The organism is Gellertiella hungarica (assembly GCF_014197145.1).
Taxonomy (GTDB): domain Bacteria; phylum Pseudomonadota; class Alphaproteobacteria; order Rhizobiales; family Rhizobiaceae; genus Gellertiella; species Gellertiella hungarica.
The window spans coordinates 847312-860550 of the sequence record NZ_JACIEZ010000002.1; the positions used below are offsets into that span (position 1 = coordinate 847312).

The window sequence follows — 13239 nt, forward strand, 5'->3', positions numbered from 1 at the left end:
ACTCAAGATGAAGTGGCAGCTCTTCCTTCGGCGTCGGGGGACGAAACGGAGAAGGCTTGCCGGGAGACAGGACATGATACGTTTGGCAGCCGTTCTATACATTCTCACCGCAACCGTCTTTGCCGGCTCCGCCGTGATTGCCGTACTGACGATGCACCTGATGGCGCCGGCCCAGATCGGCGGTGCCTTCCTGGCCGGTCTCGTGCTGGCCGCTCCGGTATCGGTTCTCGTCGCGCGCAACATCTACAACGCCCTGAACGGCCGCGGCATCTGACGCGTTTGCGACAGGGCAGGCGCTCCCGGAATGCGGGCGGGCCCGGGAGCGCCCTTTTTTTGTTGGCCGGGCTCGGCTAAGAGGCAGGCTGGATTGCCAACCGAGGCCAGGAGACCGCCATGCTCGAAACGCCCCGCATCGTCGAAGCCGACGAGCAGCTGACCGCCGTCGTGAGCTTCAGGGTGCCGCGCACCGAGATCGTCGAGGCGATGGGCGCGGGCCGCATGGAGCTCATCGAGGTGCTCGCGCGCCAGGGCATAGAGCCCGCCGGCCCGTGGTTTTCCCGCCATCACCGCATGGATCCGGAATGGTTCGACTTCGAGGTCGGCCTGCCGGTGGCAAGGCCCGTCGCGCCCGAAGGCCGCGTCACGCCCTCCACCCTGCCTGCGGGCAGGATCGCGCTCACCGTCTATCACGGCGACTACGAAGGCCTCGGCACCGCCTGGGCCGATTTCATGCTGTGGCTCGAGGAAAACGGCCACCAGCCCGCCGAACAGCTCTGGGAACACTATGCCGCCAGCGAAGACGGCACCCCCGCCACCGTGCTCTGCCGCCCGGTGAGGTGAAGGGGCGGATCCGGGCAGCGCCCCCATCCCGGGCGGACGCAGGATTGACTGTCATCAAGAGACTTGTATATTAGCAATGTCTGGGATTCGGCTGTCGGGTGACGTCATGAGAGGCCCGCCGGCAAACGCCTCGAACAGGGGAAGGCGCGTGTTTCTGTCGGCGTGACCGTTTCGCGGCGACTGCAACTGCAGGCTTTTCCGACCTGCCGTGCCAGAATGCGGCTGGGATGGATGATTGCCCGGGCAGGATGGATCCGCTGTCCGCCCGCGTCGTGCGTTGCGGGGGAAGCCATGAGTGCAGCCTGGAGAATGGGTTTTCTGGTTTCCCACCTGTGCCAGTGGGTGTTCATCATATGTCTCGTCAAGCAGTACCCCTTTGTCGACCGGTCTTTGGTCGATGCGATCGGCAGGGCGCAAATCGCGCCTGACACCTATGCGATTGCAGCGCAGATAGGCCGGTTCGACCTTGTTTCACTGCTCATGACGGTCCTCGGTATTGTCTTGACCCTTGCCGGTGTGGTCGGATTCGTCGAGGTTCGTTCCAGATCCGAATCGGTGGCCAGGGAGGCGGCAGGATCGGTCGCCGCGCGGGTCGCCAAGGAGACTGCCGAAAATGAAATCGCGCCCGAAGGAAATCGGTTGATCGAGAACTTCTTTGACCGGAAGGGAATAGACCTGAACAAGCTGCACGGCCTGTTGGCCGGTCAGCCTGCTGCGCGGGAACAGGACATAGCCAACGCTCTTGACGAGGATGGTGGGCAGAATGCTTGACGAATGGGGCACGATCAAAAGCGGCATGAACCTGTTGCCCGTCGACGTGGCTGCCATCATCACCCGGCTCGGCATCCTGTACCGGGAAGAGCCGATGCCGAGAGAGCAGTCCGGCTACTTCAGAAAGCAGGGGAGCTTTTTCGAAATCGGGGTGAATTCTCTGGAGTCCCCGCAGCGCAAGCGTTTCACCGCCGCGCACGAGCTGGGGCATTACGTCCTGCATCGGGACATGCTCGAGGAGGGAGAGCATTTTGATCGGCTGTTCGGCGCCGCAGCGAAAGCCAATCCGGCCTATCCCTTTGCTCCGCTTCACGAAATTCAGGCAAACCGCTTTGCGGCGGACATTCTCATGCCCGCGGACCGGGTGATTCAGGATTTCCGGCAGCTCGAGGACCTGGCCGGGGTTGCGGCTCGATATGGCGTGTCGAGGCGCGCGATGAGGATCCGTCTGGAGAGTCTCGGCCAGCTGGTCCCGCTGGACTAGGCAAGGCCGTGCAGCCAGGTTCGCCGCGCCGGGCGTCCGGCGATTGCCTCTCCGTGCCCGGCAAGGCTTTCCGCCTCCAGGCCGGTAGCGGCTCCGCAGATACCCACCCGCGCCAGTTTCGCGAAAGGGCAGGGGGCTAGGGTCGGGGCAGTTCCTGATCACGAACGGGTTTTTGCATGTCTGTCCTTTCCGCCCGCATGGCCGTCCTTGCATCTCGCCTGATGCCGCTCGGGGCGGCCTTCCTGCTGTCCGGCTGCTACATCGATACCAGCAGCATGAACACCGACCGGTTCGTTCAGCAGACGCGGCCGATCTTCTATGTGGACGAGGAGCCGGTGGAGGCACTGCCGCCGACGGCGAACGGCTATGTCGCCCCGCCGAACACGCTGCCGCGCGTGCCGTTGCAGGCGCCGCTTGCCGGCACGCCCGGACGCACCCCGCCCTCCAGCAACTATCCCGCCGCGCCGAGGCCCGTGGTCAAGGCCGGGCTGACGCTCTCGCCCGGCCAGCTCGATGTCTACGATCCGGAATACGAATCCATGTACGGCACCTTCCAGGACAAGGACCGGATGCTGCCGGCGGTGCCCTACAAGCGCATCCCCGCGAAGTATCTGCGCCGCGAGGTGGCCTTCCCCAGCGCCGACAGGCCGGGCACCATCATCGTCGACACCAAGGAGAAGTATCTCTATCTCGTGCTCGGCAACGGACGCGCCATGCGCTACGGCGTCGGTCTCGGGCGCAAGGGCTTCGGCTGGCATGGCCGGGGCGTCATCCAGTGGCGCCAGCGCTGGCCCCGCTGGACCCCGCCGGAGGAAATGGTGCAGCGCCAGCCCGAGATCGCCCAGTATTCCGCCGCCAATGGCGGCATGAACCCGGGCCTCGACAATCCGCTCGGCGCGCGCGCCCTCTACATCTTCCAGAACGGCCAGGACTCGCTCTACCGCATCCATGGCACGCCCGAATGGCGCTCCATCGGCAAGGCGGTCTCCTCCGGTTGCGTGCGCATGCTCAACCAGGACGTGATCGACCTCTATGACCGCCTGCCCGAAAAGGCCGAGATCGTCGTGATGTGAGGCACCGCATCGCCCCCGCCGGGCGGCGGATTGCCGGGGAACGGCAGCCTTTCCCGGCCCTTCCCGGGCCCGATTCTTATAAACAGAAACAGCTAAAATAAGAGGCGGCGGCGCAGCCTTCCTTTAGCAATGTTTCATATCAGAGCTTTAACACCTTCAACTTATGGTCGCTCCCATGGCGGGCGGCAGGTTGCTGCCTGCACCGGGAGGCAGGGCCCTTTTCCATCTCCGGCTTCCCCGTGCTGACGCCCCCTTGTTCGTGCATCATGTATTGAGGGAATGTTCACATGACTTTTCAGGCCAGATCTTTTCAGGCCGCGGGCGGCGATGGTGTGGATACGCCGACGCTGACCCCGCGCGCCGACACCTACACCGGCACCGAGGGCGACGACCTGCTGCTGGCAGGACCCGAGGGCTTCACCGCGGGTGACAATATCGACGGGGGCGACGGCTACGATACCGTGAAGCTCACCAGCGGCGGCACGCTCGACATCACCCGTGCCACGCGCATCGCCGGGATCGAGCGGCTGGAGGGCTCGTCCGGCAACGATACGTTCATCGTCTCTCCCTCGCGGATGGGCGATATCGACGACATCGACGGCGGGGACGGCTTCGACGTGGTGCGCATGGTCGAATCGGGCGTGCTGAACGTCGCCTGGATGACTTCCATCGAGAAGGTCGAAGGCACCTCCGGCAATGACCGCTTCTATGTCGCCGCCGGGAACGAGACGACGATCCTGGGCGGCGGCGGCGACGATACCGTGGAGATGCTCGAGGCGGGGCTCCTCGACCTGCGCAAGTTCACCGGCATCGAAACGGTGGAAGGCTATGACGAGGCCGACACCTTCCTCGTTGCGGCGGACAACACCACCGTGATCCGCGGCGGGGCGGGCACCGATACCGTCCGCCTGGTGAAATGGGGCCTTCTCGATCTCGGCAAGTTCGCCAGCATCGAGCGCGTCACCGGCAGCGAGGGCGACGATGTCTTCCTTTACAACCCCGGCCTGCGCACCGTCCTCGACGGAGGGCTCGGCACGGATACGCTGAAGCTTGCCTCGGCGGGCACCATGGTTCTCTCCAGCCTCGCCGGTCTCACGGGCGTGGAACGGATCCTCGGATCCTCGGGCAAGGACACCTTCGTTCTCGGCGCCACCGGCATGGGCACCTGCAACGTCATCGATGGCGGGGCGGGTCTCGATACCGTGCGCATCGAGGGTGGCAGCCAGATCGATCTCGGCCGGTTCGTCAACATCGAGCGCATCACCGGCAGCAACGGCGACGACGTGTTCCTCTACAATGCCGCCTTCCGCTCCGCGCTCGACGGCGGGCAGGGCAGCGACACGCTGAAGCTCGCAACGGCCGGAACGCTGCGCGTCGACAGGCTCTCGGAGGCGTCAGGCATCGAAAGGTTCGAAGGCTCGGAGGGCAACGACACGCTGTTCGGCGGCAAGGGGGCGGAGACCCTTCTCGGCGGCGCCGGCAGCGACGTGCTGAAGGGCGGCTCCGGACGCGACACGCTGACCGGCGGCGCCGGGCAGGACCGCTTCCTCTTCGACAGCGCCCCCGGCGCCACCCATGCGGACCGGATAACCGATTTCAGCGTGGAGGACGACACCATCCAGCTGGAGAACGCCGTCTTCTCGCGGCTGAAGGCAACGGGCACGCTGAATGCCGGCTTTTTTGCCGCCAACGACCGCGGGCTTGCGGCCGACCGCAACGATCACGTGGTCTACAACACCCGCACCGGCGAGCTGTTCTACGATGCCGATGGCAGCGGCAAGGGCGCGGCCCTCCTGATCGCCACGCTCGAGGGCGCACCCAGCCTGACGGCGGCGGATTTCACCGTGATCTGATCCGGTCGAAACCTTAAGATAAGAAATAAAGAATATTCTCACCTTCGCGGCCGCTCCGGGGTAACGCCCCCGGGGCCGGCCGCAAGGGGGAGAGACTGAACGGCATGAGCGACCGGGACCTGATCCGCACCATTTTTCCCGGACTTCCGGCACCGGCATCCGCCGCGCCGCCTTCCGGAACGGACGACAACGACGTCTTCGATCTCGAGCCCGGAAGCCTCGGCCCCGCCGACCGGCTGGACGGCGGGCGCGGCACCGATACGGTGCGCCTTCTGAACGCCGGCACGCTGGACCTGACGGGCCTCGTGTCGATCGAGAAGATCCTCGGCTCTTCGGGCGACGACATCTTTTTCCTGAGCCTGCGCCCGCAGGAGATCGCCGAGATCGACGGCGGCACGGGCCAGAACATCGTCCGCATGAGCGGCGGCGCGCGTTCGCTCGATCTCTCGCTGGTCACGCTCCGCAACATCGCCGCCATCGAGGGCAGCGATCTGGCCGATACCATAGTGGGCTCGCGCTCGAAGGACCTCATCCGCGGCGGCCAGGGCAACGACCGCTATTTCATCGATGCCGAGGACAGCGTCTTCGAGGCGGCCGGCGGCGGCACGGACGAGATCAACGTCGCCGGCAGCTACCGTCTCGGCGACAACGTGGAAAACCTGGTGCTGACGGGCGATGCCGACGTCGACGGCACCGGCAACGCGCTGGACAACGAGATCCGCGGCAGCACCGGCGACAATATCCTGCGCGGCCTTGCCGGCAACGACACGCTGGATGGCGGCGCCTTCAACGGCTCGGACAGCGACATCCTCATCGGCGGACGCGGCAACGACACCTACATCGTCGCCATGGCCGAGGACATCATCGACGAGCGATCCGACGACGGCGACGGCATCGATACCGTCATCAGCAGCGTTTCCTTCGATCTGCGCAGCCCCGGCGTGCTGGGCGACGTGGAAAACCTCATCCTCGCCGGCGAGCGCAACTACATGGGTTTCGGCAACCGGCTGGACAACCGCATCACCGGAAACCGGGGCCAGAACGATCTTTCCGGCTTCGACGGCAACGACCGGCTGGATGGCGGGGCGGGGGGAGACAGGCTTTTCGGCGGGCGCGGTGACGACACCTATGTGGCCGACGGCGACGACATCCTGAGCGAGGCCGAGGGAGGCGGCATCGACACGGTGGAAACGGCCGAGGCCGACTATACGCTCGATCCCGCGCGCAACGGCCAGCTCGTCGGCGCTTTCGAAAACCTCGTCTTCACCGGCGGGCAGAGCCACAACGGCAGCGGCAACGGCCTCGACAACCGGCTGACGGGGGCAGGCGGCGCCGACATCCTGTCCGGCGCGGGCGGCAACGACATCCTGTCCGGCCTCGACGGCAACGACACGCTTTCCGGCGGGGCGGGGCAGGACCGGCTGGAGGGCGGGGCGGGCGCCGACCGGCTGTCCGGCAATGCGGGCAACGACCGGCTGGACGGCGGCCTTGGCGAGGACATCCTCAACGGGGGCGATGGCAACGACACCTATGTGGTCGATTCCGGCGGCGACGTGGTGGACGAAAGCGAGGGCTTCGGCACCGATACGGTGGAAAGCGCCGTCAGCTTCAGCCTCATCGATACCGCCCATGCAAAGGGGGCGATCGAGAACCTGACGCTTGTCGGCTCCCTGCCGCTGACGGCGCGCGGCAACGCGCTTTCCAACGGGCTGACCGGCAATGCCGGGGCCAACCGGCTCTATGGCGGGGGCGGCAACGACACGCTCGACGGGCGCGGGGGCGCCGATCTCATGGTGGGCGGCAAGGGGCGCGACACCTATGTGGTCGACAACGCCGGCGACGTGGTGGACGAGAAGCAGGACCAGTCGCCCGGCCTGCACGAGACGGACGTGGTGAAGGCCTTCATCCCGGTCGATCTCGCCGATGCCGCCCGTTTCCTCGGCGAGGTGGAAAATGTGGTGCTGGCGGGCAATCCCGCCCTTTCCGCCTCCGGCAACGCCCTTGCCAACCTCCTGCAGGGCAATGCGGGCGCCAACCGGCTGGACGGCCGGGCCGGCGACGACGTGCTGTCCGGCGGGGCCGGCGCCGACAGCCTGACGGGCGGGGCAGGGCGCGATAGCTTCCGCTTCGACACCGCCCCCGACGGCCGCACCAACATCGACCGCATCACCGATTTCAGCGTCGTCGACGACAGGCTGGAACTCGAAAACGCCATCTTCACCCGCCTGAAGACCCCCGGCACCCTCTCCAAGGCCTTCTTCGCCGCCAATGCCACCGGCACGGCGTTCGACCGCGACGACTACCTCCTCTACAACACCAAAACCGGCGCGCTCCTCTACGACCCCGACGGCACCGGCTCCACCCGCCCCCTCGAATTCGCCCGCCTCAAACCCGCCCTCGCCCTCACCCACGCCGATTTCTGGGTGACCTGAGGCGGGGGGATGCAGGCCGGTGCGCCGGCGCGCCGGCGTGGCGTTTGGCGATGGGGGGCTCTGCCTCGCACGGCGTTGAGTTTGGCGCACGGCACCCCCCTCTGTCCCTGCCGGGACATCTCCCCCAGGCGGACGAGCTTCGCTCGCCGCGAGGGGGGAGATCCACTTCGCGGTTTTTGATTTCCCCATACAACAAACGTCTCATCCGCAGAAACGTCTGCTGGGGACTGCCATCATAAACCCCATCCCGATCTCCCCCCTTGAGGGGGAGATGCCCGGCAGGGCAGAGGGGGGTGCACATCGGCAAACGCAACGCCCGGCAGGCCAGAGGGGGGTGCGGTGCGGCAAACTCAACGCCGTGCGAGCCAAAGGAGGGTGCCGCCCCCCAAACCCAACCCCGCCCCGCCCACCTGCTGCAACGTGCGGTGAGACATGGCCCGAAAATGATCCACCGGGAATCGCGCAACCTTCCGTTGACATGTGAAAAAGCCCGAATATGCTAAATTTAGCAATAACGAACGGAATCGCATCCCGTCATACGGAGGACCTGACATGGCCGAAACGATCACAGTAACCCGCAACAACACTCCCGTAAACGTCAACGCGGGCGACCCCCACCTCACCACGGGCGCCGAGACGGTCGAAGGCACGACGGGCGGCGATACCTTTCTCGCCAACAACGGCGGCCTGAGCGCGGGCGACAGTGTCGACGGCCTCGGCGGCACCGATACGATCAAGCTGCGGGAGGCCGGCACGCTGGACACCACCCTGCCGACGACCTTCAACAGCATCGAAAAGCTCGAGGGCTCGGCCGGCGACGATACCTTCATTGTCAGCACCAACACCCTGCGGACCATCACCGGCATCGACGGCAAGCTCGGCTATGACACCGTCCGCCTTTCGGGCGGCGGCACGCTGGATACCACCGTCGACGGCCGGTATACCAGCATCGACAATTTCGAAGGGACGGATAACATCGCCGATACTTTCAAGGTCCTGAGCGGCAATACGGTTAACATTGATGGCAAGGGCGGAAGAGTCCTCGACACGGTGGAATTCTCCGGCGTTACCAATGTCAACGACCTGACGGGCAATACCTACACCGGCATCGAGACCTTCCTCGGCGACGATACGGGCAACGACACGTTCAAGGTTGGGGACGGCAGCCAGCTTACCATAAACGGGCGCGGCGGCACGGGCGACAAGGTCATCCTCGCCTCCACCGGCACGCTCGACCTCACAAACATGAGCAACATCGAGCTTGCCGAGGGCACTGCGGGTGACGACACGATCGTTGTGAAGGACGGCAACACCATCGCGATAGACGGCAAGGGCGGCAACAACGACACCGTCCGCCTCTCGGGCGGCGGAACGCTGGATACGACCGTGGCCGGCCGCTACACCGGCATCGAGAACTTCGAAGGCACTGATACGGAGAACGACACCTTCATCGTCAATTCCACCAACACCGCGAAGATCGACGGCAAGCTTGGCGCCGATACCGTCCGCCTCTCGGGCGGCGGCACGCTGGATACGACCGTGGCCGGCCGTTACGTCGGCATCGAGAACTTCGAAGGCACGGAAAACACTGCCGACACCTTCGTCGTCGGTTCATCCAATGACAGGAGCATCGACGGCAAGGGTGGCACCGGCGACGACACCGTCCGCCTGATCAATGGCGGCACGCTGGATACGACCGTGGCCGGCCGCTACGTCGGCATCGAGAGGTTCGAAGGCACAGATGACCGGGACGAGTTCGTCGTGGGCTCCGGCACACAGCTGACCATAGACGGCGGTGGCGACGTCAATGACACGGTCCGGCTCTCGGTCACCGGTACCCTCGATCTTACCAACATGTCCAACATCGAATTTGCGGATGGAACGGCCGGGAACGACACCTTCATCGTGAAGGCAGGCAACGACATCGTTATCGGTACCGGCGGAGGTCGCGATACCGTCCGTCTGTCCGGCGGCGGCACGCTGGATACCACCGTCAATGGCACTTACACAAGGGTCGACAGGTTCGAAGGCACCGGCAGCGACGACACCTTTGAAGTAAACCGTTCCACAACCTTCGACATCGATGGCAAGGGCGGGAACGATACTATCCGCCTTATCGGGGGCGGCAGGCTCGACACCAGGTCGCGGTTCTCCGACATCGATAATTTCGAGGGCACGGATCTTGAGGATACGTTCCTGGTAGAGAGCGGCAATACCATCAAGATCGACGGCAAGGGCGCCAGCGACACGGTCGAATTCGTCGGCGTTACCAATGTCAACGACCTGACGGGCGACACCTACACCGGCATCGAAACCTTCCTCGGCGACGATGCGGGCAACGATACGTTCAAGGTTGGGTCCGGCAGCCAGCTAACCATCGACGGGCGCGCCGGCACGGACGACAAGGTCATCCTCGCCTCCACCGGCACGCTCGATCTCACCCGGATGAGCAATATCGAGCATGCCGAAGGCACTGCGGGCGACGATACGATCGTTGTGAAGGACGGCAATACCATCGCGATCGACGGCAAGGGCGGCAACAACGACACCGTCCGCCTCTCGGGCAGCGGCACGCTGGATACGACAGTCAACGGCCGCTACACCGGCATCGAAAGGTTCGAGGGCACGGATAACACCGCCGACAGCTTCAAGGTGCTGAGCGGCAACACGATCAAGATCGACGGCAAGACCGGCAGCGACACGGTCGAATTCGTCGGCGTTACCAATGTCAACGACCTGACGGGCGACACCTATACCAGCGTCGAAACCTTCCTCGGCGACGATACGGGCGACGACACGTTCAAGGTTGCGGCCGGCAGCCAGCTTACCATAAACGGGCGCGGCGGCACGGGCGACAAGATCGTTCTCGCCTCCACCGGCACGCTCGATCTCACCCGCGTCTCCAACATCGAGCTGGCAGACGGTCTGGCGGACTCGGCGGATACGTTCCGCGTCAATGGCGGCAACACCATCAAGATCGATGGCAAGACCGGCAGCGATACGGTCCAGTTCGTCGGGGGCGGGGTCAACGATCTCTCCGGCGATATCTACACCGGGATCGAGATCTTCCAGGGCGACGATACGGCCAACGATACCTTCCGTGTCGCCGCAAACCGGCTGATGACGATCGACGGCCGGGGTGGGGCGAGCGACAAGGTGGTTCTCGTCTCCACCCAGGACGGCGGCGAGCTGAACCTTTCCAACATCACCAACGTGGAACTGGTGGATGGCAGCGATTTTGCCGATACGTTCAAGGTCAAGGCCGGCAACACCATGACCATTGACGGCAAGGGCGGCAACGATACGGTCGATCTGCTGGCAGAAGGCACGCTGGACCTGAACAAGCTGATCGGCATCGAGGCCGTCAACGGCACGTCGGGAGCCGATACCTTCACATTCAGCGGCACGCTGTCCGCTGCGCTCGACGGGAAGGACGGCAATGATACGCTGAAGCTGACGGCCCAAAGCACGGTGGATTTCGCCAGGCTCACCGGCATCGAGACGGTGGAGGGCTCTTCCGGCAACGACACCTTCATACTGGGAGACGTGGATGTCAGCCGCATGACGATCTCAGGCAAGGAGGGGACGGATACGATCAATACGGCACGGACCTACACCCTGGTCGCCGATTTCGAAAACCTCATCCTGACGGGGACGGGCGACATCGACGGCACGGGGAACGATGGAGCAAACAGCATCACCGGCAACGGCGGCGACAACACGCTGCGCGGCATGGGCGGCGACGACACGCTGTCGGGCGGAGGGGTCGATCTCAGCGACAACGACACCCTGATCGGCGGTGCGGGCAACGATATCTACACTGTCTATGGCCTGGATGACATCGTTGACGAAAAGGCGGATGGCGGCGCCGGCAACGACACCATCCGGAGCAATGGCTCCTACGATCTGCGCAATCCCAATGTCCGCGGCGATGTCGAGAATCTCGTGCTTCTCGGCGACACCGACATGATCGGCTATGGCAACGGTCTCGATAACAAGATTACCGGGGGCAACGGCAACGACACGCTCTACGGCCTTGACGGTAACGACACGCTGGATGGCGGCGGCAACGGCGATGTCATGATCGGCGGCAAAGGGAATGACCTCTATCTCTATATGATGGGCGCCGATATCGTGGATGAACAGGGTGGCGACGGCATCGATACGATCGATTTCAATGGGCGCGACTTCGATCTGGATCCCAGCCGCGACGCTCGCGTGCGCGGCGAAGTGGAGAACATCAATTTCGTTGCCGTCAACTCGGGCCATATCGGAAGCGGCAACAGCCTCGACAACAAGATTACCGGCAACATTTTGAACGACACCCTGTCCGGCATGGACGGCAACGACATACTCGTCGGCAACGCCGGAAACGACACCCTGGACGGCGGGAATGGCGACGACAAATTGCTCGGCGGCGCGGGTGTTGATATCATGAACGGCGGCGTCGGTAGCGATACGCTGGAAGGCGGCACCGAAAACGACACCCTGAACGGCGGGGATGGCGATGACAATTTGAACGGCGACGCGGGCGTGGATGTCATGAACGGCGGCGCCGGCAACGATACGCTGGACGGTGGCACCGAAAACGACACACTGAACGGCGGCGACGGCGACGACAAGCTTAAGGGCGGTGCGGGCGGCGATATCCTCAACGGCGGTATCGGCGACGACACGCTGGAAGCCGGTACCGAAAACGACACGCTTCTCGGCGGCGCCGGCAACGATACGCTCGATGGCGGCACCGGTGACGACACCATGCGCGGCGGCGAGGGCAACGATACCTATATTGTCGACAGCGCCAGCGATACCATCGATGAAAGCGGCGGTTTCGGCGTCGATACCGTGAAGAGCGCGGTCACCCTGAGCCTTCTCCTCGGCGCCAGGGTTTTGGGCCAGGTCGAGAACCTGATCCTGACCGGCACCGCCGAAATCAACGGTTCCGGCAATGCTCTCGACAACCAGATCACCGGCAACGAAGCCAAGAACACGCTCTCCGGCCTCAACGGCAATGACACGCTCGATGGCGGCAAGGGTGCGGATACGCTGATCGGTGGCAAGGGCAACGACATCTACGTGGTCGACGACCTCAACGACATCGTCAACGAAACCGGCGGCAACGGCACCGACGAGGTCCGTTCTTCCGTCAGCTTCACCCTCACCGTCGTGCCGCCGGTGCAGAGCGGGCAGGGCCGCATGAAGAAGGCAGCCGAGGTCGTCACCGTGAACAGCGGCATCAAGGGCGATGTCGAAAACCTCGTGCTGACCGGCACCGAAAAGATAGACGGCACCGGCAACGCGCTGGCCAATGTCATCAAGGGCAATTCGAACGACAACGTGCTGAAGGGCCTGGCCGGCAACGACACCCTGGACGGCGGCGCCGGCAACGACACGCTGGATGGCGGCGAGGGCGAGGATACGCTCACCGGCGGCATCGGCAACGACACGCTGAGCGGCGGCGCCGAGAAGGATACGCTCGATGGCGGTGACGGCCAGGATACGCTGAACGGTGACGACGGGGAAGACACGCTCAACGGCGGGATCGGCAACGACACGCTGCTGGGCGGTCTGAACAACGACACCCTGGACGGCGGCGTCGGTGACGACAACCTCGATGGCGGCGACGGCAACGATACGCTCCTCGGTGGGATCGGCAACGACACGCTGAGCGGCGGCACCGGCAACGATACCCTGACCGGCGGCCTCGGCAACGACCGGCTGACCGGCGGCGCGGGCAATGACATCTTCGTCTTCAACCTCGCCCCGAACGTGCGGGCCAATCTGGA

8 protein-coding genes are annotated in these 13239 nt (G+C 64.5%); all 8 read left to right on the forward strand.

Going from position 1 to position 13239, the window contains the following annotated elements; all coding sequences use genetic code 11:
- Positions 1 to 73 precede the first annotated feature (73 nt).
- Positions 74 to 274 carry a hypothetical protein gene (locus GGR23_RS08490; protein WP_183365740.1) on the forward strand — a complete coding sequence of 67 codons (201 nt, stop codon included), beginning with the start codon at positions 74 to 76 and terminating at the stop codon, positions 272 to 274.
- Between the two features lie 119 nt (positions 275 to 393).
- Positions 394 to 840 (forward strand): GyrI-like domain-containing protein, encoded by a 447-nt coding sequence (locus GGR23_RS08495; protein WP_183365741.1) that lies wholly within the window; start codon positions 394 to 396, stop codon positions 838 to 840.
- 291 nt (positions 841 to 1131) lie between these two features.
- Entirely contained in the window at positions 1132 to 1611 is a 480-nt protein-coding gene (locus tag GGR23_RS08500) for a hypothetical protein (RefSeq protein ID WP_183365742.1), read from the forward strand.
- Positions 1604 to 2095 carry an ImmA/IrrE family metallo-endopeptidase gene (locus GGR23_RS08505; RefSeq protein WP_183365743.1) on the forward strand — a complete coding sequence of 164 codons (492 nt, stop codon included), beginning with the start codon at positions 1604 to 1606 and terminating at the stop codon, positions 2093 to 2095. The genes GGR23_RS08500 and GGR23_RS08505 overlap by 8 nt, the downstream gene beginning before the upstream one ends.
- A 176-nt stretch (positions 2096 to 2271) precedes the next feature.
- On the forward strand, positions 2272 to 3168 hold the full coding sequence (locus GGR23_RS08510; protein WP_246365043.1) for a L,D-transpeptidase: 897 nt from the start codon (positions 2272 to 2274) through the stop codon (positions 3166 to 3168).
- A 287-nt stretch (positions 3169 to 3455) separates the two neighbouring features.
- Positions 3456 to 5021, forward strand: a complete 1566-nt coding sequence (locus GGR23_RS08515) for a calcium-binding protein (protein WP_183365744.1) — start codon at positions 3456 to 3458, stop codon at positions 5019 to 5021.
- Positions 5022 to 5125: 104 nt separating this feature from the next.
- Positions 5126 to 7453, forward strand: a complete 2328-nt coding sequence (locus GGR23_RS08520) for a calcium-binding protein (RefSeq protein ID WP_183365745.1) — start codon at positions 5126 to 5128, stop codon at positions 7451 to 7453.
- A 552-nt stretch (positions 7454 to 8005) separates the two neighbouring features.
- Positions 8006 to 13239 (forward strand): beta strand repeat-containing protein (locus GGR23_RS08525; RefSeq protein WP_246365048.1); only part of this gene is annotated, 5234 nt, incomplete at its 3' end.